The 16,036-nt window shown below is 59.5% G+C and carries 18 protein-coding genes and 1 pseudogene; 5 read left to right on the top strand and 14 right to left on the bottom strand.

Features of this window, described 5'->3' with window-relative positions; genetic code table 11:
• Positions 1 to 34: 34 nt before the first annotated feature.
• A pseudogene (locus tag MXB53_RS14665) lies at positions 35 to 285 on the top strand (UDP-glucose/GDP-mannose dehydrogenase family protein); the annotation flags it as partial.
• A 462-nt stretch (positions 286 to 747) separates the two neighbouring features.
• Here MXB53_RS14665 and MXB53_RS14660 read toward each other — a convergent pair.
• The 9 genes from MXB53_RS14660 to MXB53_RS14620 form a co-directional block, all read right to left on the bottom strand.
• A complete protein-coding gene (locus MXB53_RS14660; RefSeq protein WP_425601222.1) occupies positions 748 to 1,974 on the bottom strand; it encodes a glycosyltransferase family 2 protein in 1,227 nt (408 codons plus the stop codon).
• Between the two features lie 311 nt (positions 1,975 to 2,285).
• On the bottom strand, positions 2,286 to 3,146 hold the full coding sequence (locus MXB53_RS14655) for an IS5 family transposase (protein ID WP_248898368.1): 861 nt from the start codon (positions 3,144 to 3,146) through the stop codon (positions 2,286 to 2,288).
• 46 nt (positions 3,147 to 3,192) lie between these two features.
• Positions 3,193 to 4,053 carry a hypothetical protein gene (locus MXB53_RS14650; protein WP_248898319.1) on the bottom strand — a complete coding sequence of 287 codons (861 nt, stop codon included), beginning with the start codon at positions 4,051 to 4,053 and terminating at the stop codon, positions 3,193 to 3,195.
• 247 nt (positions 4,054 to 4,300) lie between these two features.
• Positions 4,301 to 4,963: a DUF6735 family protein gene (locus MXB53_RS14645; protein ID WP_248898318.1), complete on the bottom strand. Its 663-nt coding sequence runs from the start codon at positions 4,961 to 4,963 to the stop codon at positions 4,301 to 4,303.
• Positions 4,964 to 5,031: 68 nt separating this feature from the next.
• Positions 5,032 to 5,412 (bottom strand): hypothetical protein, encoded by a 381-nt coding sequence (locus tag MXB53_RS14640; RefSeq protein ID WP_248898317.1) that lies wholly within the window; start codon positions 5,410 to 5,412, stop codon positions 5,032 to 5,034.
• Positions 5,413 to 5,519: 107 nt separating this feature from the next.
• Positions 5,520 to 5,708 (bottom strand): DUF8012 family protein, encoded by a 189-nt coding sequence (locus tag MXB53_RS14635; RefSeq protein ID WP_248898316.1) that lies wholly within the window; start codon positions 5,706 to 5,708, stop codon positions 5,520 to 5,522.
• A gap of 325 nt (positions 5,709 to 6,033) precedes the next feature.
• The gene (locus MXB53_RS14630) at positions 6,034 to 6,918 is read right to left on the bottom strand and encodes a biosurfactant protein 1 (RefSeq protein WP_248898315.1); all 885 of its coding nucleotides are present in this window, start codon (positions 6,916 to 6,918) and stop codon (positions 6,034 to 6,036) included.
• A 94-nt stretch (positions 6,919 to 7,012) separates the two neighbouring features.
• On the bottom strand, positions 7,013 to 7,936 hold the full coding sequence (locus MXB53_RS14625) for a transcription initiation factor IIB (RefSeq protein ID WP_248898314.1): 924 nt from the start codon (positions 7,934 to 7,936) through the stop codon (positions 7,013 to 7,015).
• Positions 7,937 to 8,159: 223 nt separating this feature from the next.
• On the bottom strand, positions 8,160 to 9,056 hold the full coding sequence (locus MXB53_RS14620; RefSeq protein ID WP_248898313.1) for a DNA-binding protein: 897 nt from the start codon (positions 9,054 to 9,056) through the stop codon (positions 8,160 to 8,162).
• Between the two features lie 44 nt (positions 9,057 to 9,100).
• On the opposite strand from MXB53_RS14620, the gene MXB53_RS14615 reads away from it, so the two are divergent.
• From MXB53_RS14615 to MXB53_RS14605, 3 genes are all read left to right on the top strand, one after another.
• Positions 9,101 to 9,445: a hypothetical protein gene (locus tag MXB53_RS14615; protein WP_248898312.1), complete on the top strand. Its 345-nt coding sequence runs from the start codon at positions 9,101 to 9,103 to the stop codon at positions 9,443 to 9,445.
• 343 nt (positions 9,446 to 9,788) lie between these two features.
• Positions 9,789 to 10,712 (top strand): winged helix-turn-helix domain-containing protein, encoded by a 924-nt coding sequence (locus MXB53_RS14610; protein ID WP_248898311.1) that lies wholly within the window; start codon positions 9,789 to 9,791, stop codon positions 10,710 to 10,712.
• On the top strand, positions 10,709 to 11,521 hold the full coding sequence (locus MXB53_RS14605) for a DUF6036 family nucleotidyltransferase (RefSeq protein WP_135806887.1): 813 nt from the start codon (positions 10,709 to 10,711) through the stop codon (positions 11,519 to 11,521). The genes MXB53_RS14610 and MXB53_RS14605 overlap by 4 nt, the downstream gene beginning before the upstream one ends.
• Positions 11,522 to 11,685: 164 nt before the next feature.
• On the opposite strand, the gene MXB53_RS14600 is transcribed toward MXB53_RS14605, so the two are convergent.
• The 5 genes from MXB53_RS14600 to MXB53_RS14580 form a co-directional block, all read right to left on the bottom strand.
• Complete coding sequence (locus tag MXB53_RS14600) at positions 11,686 to 12,009, bottom strand: DUF7558 family protein (RefSeq protein ID WP_248898310.1); 324 nt, start codon at positions 12,007 to 12,009, stop codon at positions 11,686 to 11,688.
• Positions 12,009 to 12,299 carry a DUF8069 family protein gene (locus MXB53_RS14595; RefSeq protein ID WP_248898309.1) on the bottom strand — a complete coding sequence of 97 codons (291 nt, stop codon included), beginning with the start codon at positions 12,297 to 12,299 and terminating at the stop codon, positions 12,009 to 12,011. The genes MXB53_RS14600 and MXB53_RS14595 overlap by 1 nt, the downstream gene beginning before the upstream one ends.
• A 220-nt stretch (positions 12,300 to 12,519) precedes the next feature.
• Positions 12,520 to 12,960, bottom strand: a complete 441-nt coding sequence (locus tag MXB53_RS14590; RefSeq protein WP_248898308.1) for a DUF8030 family protein — start codon at positions 12,958 to 12,960, stop codon at positions 12,520 to 12,522.
• A 74-nt stretch (positions 12,961 to 13,034) separates the two neighbouring features.
• Positions 13,035 to 14,282 (bottom strand): phage NrS-1 polymerase family protein, encoded by a 1,248-nt coding sequence (locus MXB53_RS14585; RefSeq protein WP_248898307.1) that lies wholly within the window; start codon positions 14,280 to 14,282, stop codon positions 13,035 to 13,037.
• Between the two features lie 91 nt (positions 14,283 to 14,373).
• Positions 14,374 to 15,609 (bottom strand): RNA-guided endonuclease TnpB family protein, encoded by a 1,236-nt coding sequence (locus MXB53_RS14580; protein WP_248898306.1) that lies wholly within the window; start codon positions 15,607 to 15,609, stop codon positions 14,374 to 14,376.
• A 54-nt stretch (positions 15,610 to 15,663) separates the two neighbouring features.
• Between MXB53_RS14580 and MXB53_RS14575 the strand changes: the two genes are divergently transcribed.
• A complete protein-coding gene (locus MXB53_RS14575) occupies positions 15,664 to 15,804 on the top strand; it encodes a hypothetical protein (RefSeq protein ID WP_175454701.1) in 141 nt (46 codons plus the stop codon).
• Positions 15,805 to 16,036 lie beyond the last annotated feature (232 nt).

Genomic DNA, 16,036 nt, shown 5'->3' with positions numbered 1-16,036 from the left:
CGAGTCGGCCTAGTCAGCGGCCGGCTGTTCTTGCGAGCGGTTCCTCCGTAGCGGCTGGGGACGGTAGCTGCTGTGGGGAAAGATACGAACGCCATCAGCAATACTGCGAAGAAGCGGAGATACGAGCCGGCGATGCTTGAGGCAGCCGTTGAGGTCAACGACCGCCAACCCAAGCGCCTCCTCGCGCTCATAGACCAACACATCGACAACGCCGACAAACGTATCACTGTGCTTGGTCTTGCCTTCAAACCCGGTACTGACGATGCCTGCAACTTTCGGGCTATCTTTGAACAGCGAGAGAATCCCGCCCTTTCAGGCGGGAGTGAATCGCGTCACTCGACCGCACAATCCACGTTCAGCAGCAATCCGATATTTAAGTAATATCGCACCGTAGTGTGACATATCCCGAGGCGGTTACACCGCCACCTAAATGCACAATTTCGGGACTCCAAGGCCCAGAACGTTCGAGACACCCTCTCGAACCGCTGTAGTGTCTCGGGCAGAAGATAACTCCGTAGTCCCTGCCGGGATAGGAGTAACGGCGGTGTGGCCCCGCCATCGGCCCGTCATGCCGACAGGTCGTCAACCAGCAAATATCCCAAACCAGCGGTGCGGTACCGTGGAAAGCCTCGCCGTTTACGGCGAGGCGGAGGATGTCACATCAGTGACCCATTCCTGAAGGAGTTGGTTTCCGCACTGATATGGAAATCCGAGGGGAAGGCCCCGTGCTTTAGCCCAGGGAGAATGTCAGCGCGTGGCGACGGCGCTGAGGAAGAAGGCGTTGAAGACTGTCTGGACGCCGATGACGATGGCGGTGAACGCGACGACGTCGCCGGTGATCATTGGGAGTTGGGTGAAGCCGGTGTTTGCCCACTGGTAGACGAGCCAGCCAGCGTACACAGCGCCCCCAAGGGCAACGACAGTCCCAATTGAGGCCATTTGCTCGAGGTTCATCCGGTCAACAAGTGCATCTGTCACAGGGTCGTCGGGGCGCTGAATCGGGTTGCTGGCGACCGTCGCGAAGACGCCAAGGCTGGCGACTTGGTAGCCAACGAGTACCAAGAGCGACCCAGCGATTGCGGAGTGGATGCCGAATGTTGTGTTGCCAATCGAGATGCCACTGAAGGCAGCCAGCAGTACCATCGCACCAAGAATTCCCATACCGGTGCCGGGGATGGAGAAGAGGTAGCCGGGGGCGTTGAGTAGCATGAAGCGGACGTGGCGCCAGCCGTCACGGAAACTCTCGAGCGTCGCTTCGCCTTCGCGCTCGTGGTAGACAATTGGGATTTCCTCGATGGTCATGTCGCGGGCGCCGGCGTCCATGATCATCTCGGAGGCGAACTCCATGCCGGTCGTCTCGAGGTTGAGTTCGTCGAGCATGTCGGCACGGAATACGCGGAACCCGGAGTGGGCGTCGCTGACACCGGCACCGTAGAACGCGTTCAGGAACTTCGTCAACAGGGGATTCCCCACGTACTGGTGGAGAGCGGGCATTGCCCCGTCTTTGATGTCGCCCTCGAGACGGCTTCCCATGACCATATCGGCGTCCCCGCGTGCGACAGGGTCAAGCAGTGTGGGGAATTGTTCGAAGTCGTAGGTGGTGTCGGCGTCACCGATGACGATGTAGTCGCCGCGGCAGCGCTCGAAGGCGTACCGGTAGGCGTACCCGTAGCCGGCTTCGTCCGGCTCAACGACGATCGCTCCCAGCTCACGTGCGATTTCTGGGGTGCGGTCAGTTGAGTCATCACTAATGATGACTTCAGTCTGGTATCCGGACTCTTTGACCGCGGTTTTCACACGCTCGATACACTCCCGGATGCCTTCCTCTTCGTTCATTGTCGGCATCACGACACTGACCGTCGGTGTGATGTCGCTGTCCGCGCCGACTAGAACACTCCCTCCCGGGCTGGTTTTTTCTTCGTGCTGTACTGGTGGTGTTTGTTGGTCATTCTCCTGAATTTCCCTTGATGCCATCTTGAATTAGTCCCCCCCTGTTGCCCGGGTCGTGGTCGTCCGCTGTTCGAAGAGTTGTTCGCCGCATTCAACACAGACGTACGTGTTGTCAGTTGTTTCGGCTGCGGGCGCGTTACAGCTGATACACTTCACTCGCGCGCTCCGCACCCCCCGCGGGTAACGGCTCATTACCACCACCATTGTAACACATGCTTAAAACTGTTCCTCACCTAATGAATCGATACCACCACAGCCCGCCCTATCAGTAATCAACAACTACTAAGAATATACTCCTCGCTAACTCCACCACGGCGTTGTTTAGACGCCCGAACTCAGCGGGTTGACCCCTCGATTACGCGTTCGATGTTTCGCACCGCTGATTTCATGACAAGTTCTCGGAACTGACCAAACCACGTTCTCGCCCACAGCGTCTCATCGTATCGCTGGCGCAATCCGAAAAACACTGATTCAGCGTTTGAGCGCTGATTATAGCCCCGATCGTGAATGAGTAAATTCCTCGCCCATCCCCGAAAACCGGGGCCGCGCTGCGGAATCAGCGGTGTGATATTTTCAGACCGTAATTTCGTCCGAAGCGCTTCCCAGTCGTATCCCTTATCAGCCGCCACAGCCGTCAAGTCGTCGAGATTCCGCACCAGCACTTGCCAGCCGACCTGTGTATCGTGCGGTTGTTTCGTCGAACAGTGTATATCTAGGATCGCACTTGTTTCGCAATCGATGAGCAGCGTGGTCTTCACCGCCTCAAACGTGTAGTCTGTCCGTTTCGCGTAGTGCTGGCTAGCTTGGACACGATCCACGCCGGTTGCGTCGATTGCTTGGATATCTCCGAGTTCGTACAGTTCAGCCGACGCGTCGAGAATCGCTCGCCACCGCTTCATCGGGATCTCCTGCTTCCGCGCACAGATCGTGGAGAAGTGAGGAAGCGTCTCAACCGTCAAATCGAGTGTTTCTGCAACTCTCGGCATTTCTCGCAGAACGTCCATTAGTTTCCGGTAATCGTGATTGAGGTACTCTTTGAAGGCCTGAACAGCGAGAATCACCCAGTCGGCATACCCGTCTTTTCCGGGTCGGTATGCCGGAGCTGGCTCGCCAGCGACGGCTTTTTTGGCGAGCGATACAACCGTCTTTGCGAAGCGGGAGGTCTTGGTTTGCACACCCAATCCGTCCCGCTTCAGTTCCTAGTAGATTTGGTACTTCTCCGAAGCTACTAGCAAAGCGATACTAGTAATACAGCCTCCAGACTGACCGAGTCTCCCCGTCTAAACAAGGCCCAGTGAATGTAATTGTATTCTCATTAGCGTCAATAATTTTTGCATATAGTTCCGAATGTGGGAGTGACGTACTTTCGAACAATCCAGCGTACGCAAAGGATATTCCTTGAACCAATACCTGAATAGTATCTGATTCAGTATATTGGGCTTCACATACAAGCGTGAGCTTCCCTCCTTCCTCGATAGCATACTCGTTCTTCTTCACTCTGACATCTCCCTTTGCTTCCAAGATATCCGACAAATCCTCAATTCTGCGGTGATCTGGAGTGTCGACAGCAGGGTGTCTATTATCTCGTTGGTTGCTAACCGACCAATACATCGGCCACAGAACGGGCTGAAGAAGAAAAACTGCCATCGCGAACAGGATTGTCAATCCCACAAACTCCAGCGAAGAGTAGTGGTTCCAGAACCCCCACGCTGCACCGAGAATATTAGCCATTATCATCCAACCTGAAAAGAACGATAGACAGACCACCGGTAGCCGCTTTGCATCGAGAGGGAGGTCAAAAGGATTTTTTAGGAGTTCTGTGACGGATTGTGGATAATCTTCTAATCTTCCTCTTTTGAGTATAGTTGCTAGCCGACGGGCAAACTTCTCATCTTGAGCTTGCGGATTGCCAAGCATTCCTTTGGGTCCAAAGACCGCGTAATTCTGGGCATGAAGGGACACTGCTGCGATCACGCCACCAAAACTCAAGTATCCATATAGGGGATTAGCTGTTATCGAATATAGATATAAGACTGCTATTGGGGGCAGATAAATCCTACCGAGCCTTCCCTGAACAGCTATACTGGAGAAAGATGGAGCCATATTCGGATTGAATGAACGGTTGTGGAAAATAATTATCGTGTTCCATGGAACATATAGGGACTGAACCATTCTCTCAATGGCAACGGAGACATAGGTGACACGGTCCCCCCCTTACTGAACGTGGGCAAGGATAACTTGGTTTAGACCGATCAGGAGCCAAACCCGTGTGACGTTCACAGACATGTTAGAACCTCTCCCATTCAGCTATGACCGAAAATGAGACCTACTCTGGCTCGTACCAGATCCACTAGGACTGACCGCCACTCGCTTTTTCGAAGGGCGATTCTCCGGTCGGAATGAGCAGCTCCTGTCGGTCTCCGACTCGCTCAGCGAGCTTCCGTTTCAGGTACTGTCTTGCCGTCGACGGTGTGAAGACGCCCTTGTCGAGCATATCGCCGACGACGTCTTTGAGGGCCGCGAACTGTCCCTGTAGGTGGCCGTCGCCGACCGGCTCGCCGTCGTACCAGCGCACCGTCGCGAGCGCGCCGTTCCCGACCGTCTCTCCCTGTTCGACTGTCTCCGAGTCGTACTGGAGCCCGAACCACAGCGTCCGATAGGCGGTCACCTCGAACGTCGTCGACACCACGAAGAACGCCTCGTGGTGGAGGTAGTCGAGATGGTCAGCGACGATCTCGTCGAGGGTGAGTCCGGTGGCGCGGGGCTTCGGCTCGACGACCGTCGATGGTCGATCCTTGTCGGCGAGGTAGCCGTCGACGGCTTCTGCCTCGAGGCCATCGGCCAACTCCGTGAAGAGCTGTTTCGCCCACTTGGAGTCGGTGTCGTCGCCACCGAACGGTGTTTCGGCCGTGATGCGGTACTTCATTTTCAGGTCTGCAGCACCCCAGTGAGTGTAGTGGAGCGTGTACTGTCCGTCAGTTCGTTCGTACGCAACGAGTGCGCGGTGGCCCATTGAACAATCACCTCGTAGGACGACCCACGACTGGATCGCCCCGCACCCCTCCCGGGGGACGAACAACGCTACTCGTCGATCGGGTCGGGGGAACTGAGGTCCGCGTACAGGACCTCACCGTCGCGGACGACGTACCGTTTCGTCAGCACGGGAAATCGACACTTGGTAAATCCGGCTGTCTGGATGTCGAATTCTTCGTTCGGTTCGAGATACTCCGCGAGCGACCGGAGGAACTCGTGGGTGACGATGCCACCGTCGTAGTCAGGAAGCCCGTTCTCACGAGCCTCGTACACTTCGAAGCTGTCGTAGCCCCAGATGATCAGTTCGCCGTCGTCGTCCACCTCCCAGTTGAGTGTCCCGAAGCGGTGGTTCTCACAGAGTTCGCGGACTGCCTGTGGGTCTGTTACGAGCGCGCCGGTCGATGCCGTTGCGGCTTGGAGTGTTGCCATAGATTGTTCTCGGGAGCGTTCTCGCGCCCCCGCACCCCTTCAGGGGGTAAACAACTGCTCAGGCTGTGGCGGCCACAGGACGCCCGCATTGTCGACGCGTCGTGCGGTCAGGACTCTCCGTTGATGTCGCTGTCCGCTGCCGTATCCGGTCGGGTGAGGAGTTCTGCCTGCTTCAGAAGCGTCGTTGCTGTGCTGATCCGCTCTCGGTCGGCGGGCTCCAATTGCTCGCAGTCGATACTGGTGAGATTGCTGAGCGCGCGGTGCAGCCGGTAGCCGGGTGTGTCTCGTGGGTCCATATGCGCGCCTCCGCCGATTCTCGGCGTCGAAAAACACTGGTGGGCAGTCTGAGGTTGGTCGCAAGCTGGCTTCTGTTAACCAACAAAACCGAGTCGAGACCAGAGATGTTGGTTAATCCGCCGCCGTCTTTGAGCGCGGATTGGGAAAGCTAGGGCTGGGACAGCCCGAAGTACAACGCCTGCTGGAGACTGGAGCCTCTGTGGGTGACGACCATTCCCGGTCGGTATCTGCAAGCACCGTCGTTGAAACAGGAAGTCCAACGCGAGAGCAAGGGAGCCCCGACCTCAAGGAAGCGGCGGTAGCCGCTGAGTAGGTCGAGATAGTTCACTGACCGGCTTCGGGTTCGGGCCCGTAGCGGGGCGTCCCGCACCGCTGACAGCCCCACATCGGCTGCCCAGTCCACTCGTCGTCAGGGACGGTCTCGAACTCACGAAACCGATGTTCGGTCTCTCGACCGCACTCCTGGCACTCGAGATGAGTTCTGTTCGGCCGCTCGTGTCGTGAGTGTCCAGTACTATTCTCTGCACCGGATTGTTGGAGGGCAATCGCTGGAACCAGCCACACCGCGTCGTCGGTGTCGTCGAGGACTTCAGTGAGCCGTGACGTGTCGCGGATGCCGTCCCCACGCTGGTCGTAGAGCCGCGTCGGGGCCTGCTCCTGGCGCTCCGACGCTTCCTGCCCGTGCCACCCTGTCCGGTCACGGGCGGCTCTGAGAAGCTGCTCACCCTCTCCTGAGTCAAGTTGTACCGCAGCGGGGAGCGGAGGCCATCGGTCGGCCAGTTGGGGCGCAGGCGGTTCGTCGAGATCGTAGAGCAGCGTATAGTCGTCGACGGCGGGCTCCGCGTCGTTTGAGGTCAGGAGGTTTGCGGCGGCCCCGCCCTTCGCGACGGCGCCGTAGAACGTGGTCGACTCGACGACCAGATGGATGATGCCGAAGAGCGTCGGATCTGCCGTCTCGTCCATCCCGATGGCTTCGTTTCCGAGATGATTTGTCAGGCAGAACCGGCACTTTGCCTGGCCGGCGGGGATTGACGCGCCACAGGACTCACACTCGGTCGCAACTGCTGTCGGGTCGTCTGGATAGCCCGCGTCGATGCTCCCAGATCGCTGCCGCCGTGGCTCGCCACCACCGGTGAGCTGGTCGTCGGGAACGTGGGTGGCTTCGCCGTTCGGCCGGAGGGCTTCATAGTCAGAGTAACGCCCGGTCATAGAGTCGTCTGATCGTATCATGCTACGTCTTTAGGTTTAAACGATGGTCCTCAAATCGCTCATCCAACAGGAATACAACCCAACGGTATGGGCGTTACACAGCCAGTTCGTCTAACGCGTCGCGGTGGGTTCGCACGGTGACCACTGAGACGTTCGCTACTTCAGCGACGTCCGACTGGGTGAGCCACCGTCCGTCTTCGCGTCCGGCCTTGTACAGACAGGCTGCGGCGAACCCAGATGGTCGAACCCCCGTGGTTGCTCCGGTCGATTCGGATGCTTCCGCCAACTGCCGAGCCCGATGCCGGATTTGATCGGAGACGTCGAGCTCCGAGGCCAACCGCGGAACGAACGCACTCGGCGTCACGGGTTGGGCTGGCAGGCCAAGTTCCGTATTCAGCGTCGTGTATGCGTTCGTCACCCGCGATTGCTCGACGCGCGCCGACTCGGTGATGTCGTCGAGGGTTCGCGGCCGCCCGTTGCACCGACACGCTCCGTAGACACTCGCGGCGGCCATCGCCTCGATTGAGCGGCCCTGCAGGAGGTCCTCGTTCTGAGCGCTGCGGAAGAGCTGGCAGGCCTGGTCACGGATCGTCTCGGATAGTTCGAGCGTACTACTGATCCGACGGACTTCACTGAGCCCGTGGGCGAGGTTGCGCTCGGCTTTCGACTGAAACCGCCCACGCGTCTGTTCACGCCGCATCCGGGACAGCCGGCGTCGCTTCTGTCCTGAGAGTTCGTTCCCGTTCGCATCGGTTCTGCGGCCGATTTCCGTCGACAACCCTCGATCGTGTCGTGCCGCCGTCAACGGAGCGCCCGTGCGCTCCCGTTCGTCGTCGAACCCTCGCCACTCAGGCCCGTGGTCGATCCGCTGCTCGTCGATGACGAGCCCACACTCCTCGCAGACGGTTTCAATCGCATTGGTGGTGACCCGGCCGTCGCACTCGGGACACTGGTTCGCACTCGATTCCGTCTGGACGTCTTCGTCGAACGCCGTCTCGTAGATGTCTCTGGTTGCCATGAATACACACGAGGGGATACACGCAAATCGCGCCTCTCGGAATGCCCCTCACCCATTAGGGGGCAAATACACACCACGGAGGACGGCGCTGATACCGATGACTGCAGTGGCGAAAGCCCGGCCGCGCAACGGCGCTGTGCGCCGTGAGCAGCCCGGACCGTGGAGGTGGTGGGAGGTGGCGGTGACCGCGTACACACCAGCAAAAAAGGGGTGCGTCGACCGGCTATTCCCACCACCGACCGCGCTCAGGGAACATAATGGTGCTCCACCCAGTGACAGCCAGTGAGACGCGTCCCTCGTACCAGTTCCGGGCTACCTTGTGAATACGCACCTGCTCGCCCTCTTCAATCCACGGCGCATCTGATTTCTCCCAGATCGTCACCTTCGTTTTTCCACTGTCGTCTGCGATCAGCCCGACTTGAGCGATGGCCGGCGAGTCCGCATCCCAGAGTACTTCGACTCGACCCTCGATGCTCACCTCTTTGCGATTGACGTCCTCGAGCTTCCCAATGGGGATCACCGTCCCAGGGGCCGTCTGCAACTCCTCGAACACCCCGACGACTGCACTCGTTAGGTCTTTCCCACCGACGACGGCTTCACCCAGCCGCCGGCCAATCGCTGCTCGCGACCAGCCATCCAGCTTCTCCGCCAGCCGCATCGACTGCTTGTTCACCGCCGCCAACTGCTCCTGCGTGAGCTCTGCACGAGGATCGTCTCGCTCCGGGTCAGCCATCGGATTCACGCTCGCTGCCCGCTTCTGGAACTTCACACGCCGCTCAGCGCTTCGCTTCGCTGCGATGTCTCGCGTCCGCTTCGCACGCCCCTCCTGCTGACTGAGTCCCGCCTGGGCACTGATGTGTTCCAACTCGGCCTCTCGTGCCTTGATGCGCTCTTCCTGTTCGAGGGTCTTCCCGAACAGGTGATCCGGGCCTTCGTTGATCCGCGCATCTGGGTGGTTGGAATCGACTTTCGCCTGCACTTCCATGTCGACCGTCGCCCGGAACTCCGGCGTCTCGTCGACGACCGGGAAGTCTTCCTCGTCGACCGTCTGCTCGTCTGCTTGCTCGAATGCCTGTTCATCGACCGAAACTACATTACTGGTGGCGTTGTTACTTGACATTGGTCTCACTTAGACCTGAAGGCGCTCACGCGCCCGACACCGCGATGCTCCAACATCGCGATTTCCTCGACGACAACGACCGACAGACTCGTCTGCGCGCTCTCGCTCGCGCCTTCGCGAGCGCCCTCTGGGCGCGAGCGAGAGCGCGCCCGAGGCGGACGACCATCCAGCCCCGCGCGCCGACCCGCCCGGAGCGAGCGGCCAGCGGGATATGCCCGTTCGTGTCCGGCCCGATGGGCGGATCCGTGTCCAGGGCGACTGTCGCCGAGAACGCGCGCCGCGGTGTGGCGCGCGACAGCGCAGGCGGCACCAAGCGCTGGAACGCGAAAGCCCGCAAGGGGCGCAACCGACGGGGATACCCGCTGGCGCCGAGGGCACATGCATTTTAGCCCGGAACGGGCGCGGGCGGTGTGGAGAGCGCCCGCATGCCCGGAATGGTCGGTCGCGAGCGACGCGGAGGGCGGCAGCGGCGAGCGGGGCGGGCCGTTACATACCATCTGGCCAGCCGGCCGCGTCGCTTGGTGACCCAGCTGACGTCCTGGTGAACTCAGAAAGGGCGAGGCCGTCTCGGTCACCGGGAGAGCAGGCTCTCCCGAGCTAACGGGCGGCGCGCCGCCCGTGAACGGCCGAGGGCCTTCATCGTGTTTCTCACCCAGCAACCTCAGCTGACTCAGTCATGTTCGTTGCGAGATAGCGAAGTTATTTAAATATCGGTTCGTATCTACGCAACAGATGCTTACCGAAGCCGAGGTTCGCGCGCTCACCGTCCTTCACGGTGAGCAGACAGTCTCCGAATTTGCGACCCAGCTGGACCGCAGTCTCAGCTACACGTCTGAACTTGTCGATCGTCTCGAAGCGACCGGACTCATCGAGACGCGTCGACAAGGGAAAACAAAGCAGATCCGGCCATCGGACGCGAAAGCACTCGAACTCCTCGCAGACATCACCCAAGAGTATTCGCACATCGAATGGCCTGAACTGTTGTCGGGCGCGACGCTCCGCGTTCTCTACTATCTTGAAACACCGCGGGTCGCAATGGAGCTCGCACGCCGGGCCAACATTCACAGGAGTACCGTCCATCGCGCCCTCGATCCACTTCAGCATCGAGGGATCATCTACGAAACTGACGAGGATGCATATGTGCTGAACGAGGGATTCGAACAACTGAGTACGCTTGCTCGGGAACTCGTTCACCACGACCATCGCCAGACCGTCGAACAACACACCGACACCTACACCATTCTCTGGGAGTCACTCGACGAGTTCCTCGTCCAGACCGCAGATGAGATTACCGCCGAGGACTTCCTTTCGACGGGGCCAGAGCGTTTCCAGACCTACGACCTGCCCCTTCTGGCCCGCGACCGTCGGTACTATTTCCATTCAGAGACGATGAATGATCTCTCGCCGGCGATGCTGTGCTGTCATATGCTCGTGATCGATTCGGGCGCACGTACCCAGTCATACTGTCTGCTCCTGCTCAGCCACGTTGACGTCGACCGTGACGAACTGCGTGACCAAGCCACAAAGTACGGCGTCGACGATCTCGTCGAGGACTTGCTCACGTATCTCGACACGAGTGGCGAGGAGCGGGCATCTCGACTTCCCGAGTGGGAGGAGTTCCAAGAATTGGCTGCGGACTACGGGGTGTCAGCATGAGGGCGCGATTCGACAGTTCGTACATTCGGTCGGAACTCGAGCGCATCGGCGAGCAGCTAGACGACCCGCTCACTGTCTTCTTGATCGGCGGTGGGGCAATGGCGTTCCAGGATCTCAAGACCACTACCAAGGATATCGATCTCATCGTCGCATCCGGTGATGATCTCGGGCAACTCCAAGCAGTACTGCTCGAACTTGGTTACGATATCGTTCGGGAACCGGACGAAGAATACGAAGCGCTCGGTGCTCAGCGAATCCTCGAGAACGATGATGGGTGTCGAATCGACATCTTTCACCAGCAGGTTATCGATAAACTGGTTCTTTCTGACGGGATTCGGAAGCGCAGCGAGCGGTACCTCAACCCCAGCAACTTGGTGGTCGAACTCGTGAGCCCAGAGGACATCTTCCTATTCAAGGCGGTCGCCGGACGGGTGGACGATATCGAAGATATGTTTTCGCTGCTGCAGACTGACCTCGATTTCGACGTCGTCGAAGCAGAACTCGCCGCGCAGATCGACCTCTTGGACCAAGAGCTATTCGTGACGTACGTGAACGAGGCGTTGGCCGATCTCACCGAGCAACACAACGTGAGGACACCCCTGCATGAGCCGGTCGCGGAGATTACAGAGCGCGTATACGAGGAACTCGAAGTGCTTCACGCCCTCGACGAACCGAAATCTATGCCTGCCCTCCAGCAGGAACTCGATTACACCACGGTTGAACTACAGGATATCGTGAGTCGTCTCGAGGAGAAAGACGCAGTCAAGGGAACCGCTGATCGCATCGAGCGTCTTTCGACGACGATCTGACGGCGAGGGATACCGGAATCTGTGGCGTAATGCCAAGCGGTGCGGCTTATTGCATACTTTCCCTATCCCTGGATAGGAGACCCCCCATTAGTCGCGGTCAAGCGCGACGTCGACTTCGTCAACGAGGTCCTCCATGGAAACGGTGTAAGCGTCGGCAACATGTCTCACTCAACGAGATGCTCATCGAGGTCGTGCGTCCAGTACGTCGCGGGCCCGCCAGGACTACATCGCGCACACAGCTGCAGCGGCCCCTCGAGATGGCCGAGTTCCACACGGAAGCGCGTGAGCGCCGCGAGGGCGTCGACGACGAGCCCACAGCCATCGCAGGCGTAGCGATCGCGCTCGTCGGGATCCGGCTCCATCTGGATCGCGCAGTCGACGCAGATAGGGTGGGTGACCCGCTCATCTTCCCCCCAGGTGTGGGCCTCGCCAGTCTCGGTGCTGGGCGGAGCGTCGCAGAACGCACACCCTGTAAGCGTCTGCTGCATTACTCCGCCTCTGCGTCGGCGTCGCGGCCGGCCGTCCAGCCACGGTGGAAGACGGCCAATTGCGTCGTCGAGTCGAAGGTAGTAACACTCGGCTCGTGAACGAGAACGCGATCCTCGGGAACGGGTGTGACGACGTCCGCGTCGATGAGGTCGTCGACTAGGCTGCGGGCCGTTGCGTCGTCGACGTCCGCGGTCGCGACGCTCGCGGCGTCACGGTCCTGTGCGAGGAGTTCGGTTTCGAACTGTTCGTGGTCGGCACTCGTGTCGTCGTGAGGATCGGGACCAGCCATGGTGAATCACGCCGCGCACGCTCTCGCGCGCTGCACGCCTCCCGGCGCCGATAAACAGCCCAGTCGGAGGGTGTCAGTCCGACCCTGGGTCGCGATACTCGAAAACGGCAACGTCGCGGAGGGACAGGGCGGTGGGCGGGGGTTGAGGGCATGAATTCTGGCAACGTCGTTAACCAACACTTCGACAGAACTGGTCCCGAGTGTTGGTTAAGAGTGTGGGCTATGGAGTCCGGAGTTCCTGGACTGGCTTCACGGTGAACGTGTCCGGCTCGCTGGCTGCTGCTTCTCGTGTGCGTTCCGCTTGTGGGGCTGCCGACCAGGTGAGCTGGGTGACGAGTTCGTCGCGAACGGTCTCTCGAGGAACGGTGGTCTCGTGCCAGCCCAACCGGACGTCGAAGTGCCGCTTCTGGAACTGCTTGCCGACGTCGTCGACGGCGACGTACTGCGTGCGGTTCGTCCCCCGCACCTGGTGGGTGACGACAACTGCTCCCACGTGCTCGTGCGTCAGCTCGATTAGGGCACACTCCACGAGCGCGACGAGCGACGCGTGATCGCGGTCGTTCGGGATCGCCACCTCGAGGTCTGCCCACGGAGCCTCCCCGTCGGAGTTGGTTGCTGCTTGCTGTACCGTCTGCGTTTGGGTCGTACGTTCCGAAGCCATCGTCTATCGGGGGCACGTGATGTACCCCGCCGCCCCCTGGCGGGGGTGACAGACGTGCCGCTGCGGTCGCAACGTTACTTGGACCGACCGTCGAATAACCGACCCAACAGTGAGGATGACTCTGACTCACTACTGTTCTCACTCGTAGTAGCGGCGTGCTCGCCCTGGCACTCCTCCTCCTCCTCCTGGCCACGGGTGCCGAGTTCGTCAGTGAGTCGCTTGACCTCCGCTTCGAGAGCGTCGATGCGCTCGGTTTTCTCCGTGAGTGTCGCCTCGAGCTCGTCGACGCGATTGCTCAAGATCTGGTTCTTCTCGGCGAGATACGCGCGACTCCGCTCCGAGTCAGCAGCGCCGACGTCTGGCGACGATGTGGCGGGGATCTCGTCCGCGGTATCGTCGCCGGCGTCCGGGTCGTAGAACTCCGAAGTAGTCGCAATTGCTCGCTCGATGGTCTTCTCCCCATACGTCGACCCATCAGCGTAGTGGACCTCGTCCCACTTCTCCCGCATCAATCCCGACTGGCGAAACAGCTGCTCCATTTGGGTCCGGTCACCACCGGTCCAGAACGCCAGCAAACAGCACAGCGCCATGTCGGCCTCGGAGTGGCTGTCGTAGCCGGCTGTGTTCCCGTTCCAGAGCCGCTCGAACTTCTCGCCGTTCGATGCATTCCGCGCTTTCTCGAGGAGGTCCTCGTCTTCGAGGTCGACGTCAACGCCGGCTGCACCGGTCGTCGGTGACTCGTCGTCAGCGCTACCACGCTGTTCGGACTCTGCTGCCGTGTCACGCTCTGTCTCCTGAACGTACTCACGGTGAATCGCTCTGAGCGCGTCCTGTCGACGTGCGACGCACGTTGGTGTCCGCTCGACGTGATCGCCAGTGACGGTGAAAAAGCGTGCCGTGTCGTACAGTTCGATGCTCCCGCGACGGTTCCGCCCGTCGGGAAGTTCGCCCCTGATGAGGACGTGATAGCCGGTGCCGGACGGTGACACCTCCGTATAGGAGTCGAGGCGCTCGATGATGTCTAGTGCCGCGTCGTCGACGTCGTCTGTCTCGGGATCGCGGCAGTCGTCCAGATCGATGCCGACGATGGAGTCGTCGTCAGTAAACACGAACCCAATACCATCGGCGTGCTCTGTCTCGCTGTAGTCGAGTGCTGCCTCGAAACTTGACCAAGTCTCCGACTCTGTTGCTGACGCGAACCCCCCAGCCCCTGGCGTCACCGGAATCTTTGTCGGTTTGCCGTCTCGCTCCTCTTCTCGCCAGCACACCCACTGGTCGCGTTCGCGTAACGTCTCCGGAATCGCCTCGGGCGAATCGATCATAGTTCACTCATCCTCACATAGCACCTCGCGTGACATCCTCCCCGGCGCAACGCCGGGGTTCCCCTACGAGGGGAATCCGGGCTAACAGGTTTCAGTCCGAGTACGCCGAGAGCGTCATCTGTCCGGTTCTCGGACTCGTCTCTCGGTGGACTGTGGCGCTGTCACAGGCGCTCCCATCCTGTGGCGAGTCATCGCGTCCGGGTTCCCAACGGACGCTCTCTCCCCACGGGTCTACGCGACCGGCGATGTTCGCCGCTGCGTTGATATCTGCTTGGAACTCCGAGATATGGCAGTCGTCGTGCGGACACACAAACTCCGCTTGTTGACTCCGCCGACCGAGACGACCACAAGCGTGGCACGTTTGCGAGGTGTACGCTGCGTTGACGTACTTGACTGGAATGCCTTCTTCCGTCGCTTTGTCTTCGATGCGACCCTGCAACCGAGCGAACGCCCAGTTGTGGAGCCGGCGGTTCATCCACTTACTGTAGTCGAGATGCTCGCGGATATACGACAGGTCTTCGAGAACGATAACGGGATTCTCGAAGGACCCGGCGTATTCGACGGCTTGCCGAGACGCTTTCTCGACAATATCGGTGAGGGCGTTCTGGTAGTGGTGGAAGCGTTCGTCCACGCGCCACTCGGCGGCGTCTCTCGACTGTAGCCGCCGTAGTGTGGTGAACATCTCTTTGCAGAGGTGTCGCGCTTGACTGCCGTTGACGAGTATCGGTTCCCGTGGTACGTCGCGTTTGAGGGCACAGCCCGTAATCAACGCACTCTCACCGACGTCGAAACCGATGTACGTCGAATCGTTCGATTCGGTCGATTCTTCGACCGAATAGTTGACGGTGACGTGTAATTCCCACGACGTGCGATATTTCTGTAACCGAAGTTCGCCCGCCGTCGCGTCTCCATCGAGTAGGTCGAACCACAGGGATTCCTGCTCGGGATTAATCCGAAGTGGAATCCAGAAGTTCGTCCCGCGTCCGGATTGCGGAACCTGCCACACGAATCCGTATTCGCGCTCCTCCGAGTAGTCGAACTTGGCCGCTCGGTTCACCAGCCGAACCGGGTGTTCGTCGTCCAACTCCTCGGCGTTGTACGTATCGCGAAGTTTCGGAACGTAGGATTTGAGCGCGTCTTTGGCTTGGTACGGCAGGTCGTAGGGTGTCACGATGTCGTTGACGGCGGACATCGTGCTTGCCCCGGCGTCGAAGGCGTCTTGGAGTGCGTCGCGGTAGGTGTCCAAGAGACGCTGTAGGCGTTGCTCTTTACCCGTTGTAGGTGTGGCGAGCGTGGCCTGTAGCGTTTTTGTCACCGTCTTGGACACAGTGTTCGATAGTCAATCGACACACATAAATGTAACGTTAATGTAACTCTCTGTATGAAGTACGTCAAGATAGAGTTTGAGGACGAATCGCAGTACGAGAGTTTGAAAAAGACAAAGAAACACCACGGTCTAACATGGAAAGGAATGCTACTCCAAGCTCAGAAGCAGTTAGATTCTGCCCCGGACACCGAGTAGAGGTTGGTCAGCATCATATCGCAATCCTTCCCCCCGTGAACGACCGAATTTCTTGTTCGGAAAATTGACTCTGAGCCAGCACAGAATTCACGCTGCTGTACGTCGCGATCCAATCCCTTGGTCCCAACGGGGACCCCCCGTTCTATCCTAGTTGGTTGTTGGGTGGAACACCCGCCATAGCAGGTTAAAAATCGCTGGACGTGAGCGTGTTCCACCCATTTCGGCCGTTTCG

The sequence above is a fragment of the Haloplanus sp. XH21 genome (assembly GCF_023276355.1).
In the GTDB taxonomy this organism is placed as follows: domain Archaea; phylum Halobacteriota; class Halobacteria; order Halobacteriales; family Haloferacaceae; genus Haloplanus; species Haloplanus halobius.
The sequence above is the reverse complement of the archived record's forward strand: the minus strand, read 5'-3'. Positions and strand labels throughout refer to the sequence as shown.

Bases quoted from the DNA above. Each gene is read 5' to 3' on its own strand.
- MXB53_RS14610 (WP_248898311.1), top strand. From the start codon at position 9,789: ATGCTTACCGAAGCCGAGGTTCGCGCGCTCACCGTCCTTCACGGTGAG.
- MXB53_RS14640 (WP_248898317.1), bottom strand. From the start codon at position 5,412: ATGGCAACACTCCAAGCCGCAACGGCATCGACCGGCGCGCTCGTAACA.
- MXB53_RS14600 (WP_248898310.1), bottom strand. From the start codon at position 12,009: ATGCAGCAGACGCTTACAGGGTGTGCGTTCTGCGACGCTCCGCCCAGC.
- MXB53_RS14630 (WP_248898315.1), bottom strand. From the start codon at position 6,918: ATGACCGGGCGTTACTCTGACTATGAAGCCCTCCGGCCGAACGGCGAA.
- MXB53_RS14645 (WP_248898318.1), bottom strand. From the start codon at position 4,963: ATGGGCCACCGCGCACTCGTTGCGTACGAACGAACTGACGGACAGTAC.
- MXB53_RS14605 (WP_135806887.1), top strand. From the start codon at position 10,709: ATGAGGGCGCGATTCGACAGTTCGTACATTCGGTCGGAACTCGAGCGC.
- MXB53_RS14615 (WP_248898312.1), top strand. From the start codon at position 9,101: ATGCTCCAACATCGCGATTTCCTCGACGACAACGACCGACAGACTCGT.
- MXB53_RS14595 (WP_248898309.1), bottom strand. From the start codon at position 12,299: ATGGCTGGTCCCGATCCTCACGACGACACGAGTGCCGACCACGAACAG.
- MXB53_RS14585 (WP_248898307.1), bottom strand. From the start codon at position 14,282: ATGATCGATTCGCCCGAGGCGATTCCGGAGACGTTACGCGAACGCGAC.
- MXB53_RS14575 (WP_175454701.1), top strand. From the start codon at position 15,664: ATGAAGTACGTCAAGATAGAGTTTGAGGACGAATCGCAGTACGAGAGT.
- MXB53_RS14650 (WP_248898319.1), bottom strand. From the start codon at position 4,053: ATGGCTCCATCTTTCTCCAGTATAGCTGTTCAGGGAAGGCTCGGTAGG.
- MXB53_RS14590 (WP_248898308.1), bottom strand. From the start codon at position 12,960: ATGGCTTCGGAACGTACGACCCAAACGCAGACGGTACAGCAAGCAGCA.
- MXB53_RS14660 (WP_425601222.1), bottom strand. From the start codon at position 1,974: ATGGCATCAAGGGAAATTCAGGAGAATGACCAACAAACACCACCAGTA.
- MXB53_RS14620 (WP_248898313.1), bottom strand. From the start codon at position 9,056: ATGTCAAGTAACAACGCCACCAGTAATGTAGTTTCGGTCGATGAACAG.
- MXB53_RS14625 (WP_248898314.1), bottom strand. From the start codon at position 7,936: ATGGCAACCAGAGACATCTACGAGACGGCGTTCGACGAAGACGTCCAG.
- MXB53_RS14635 (WP_248898316.1), bottom strand. From the start codon at position 5,708: ATGGACCCACGAGACACACCCGGCTACCGGCTGCACCGCGCGCTCAGC.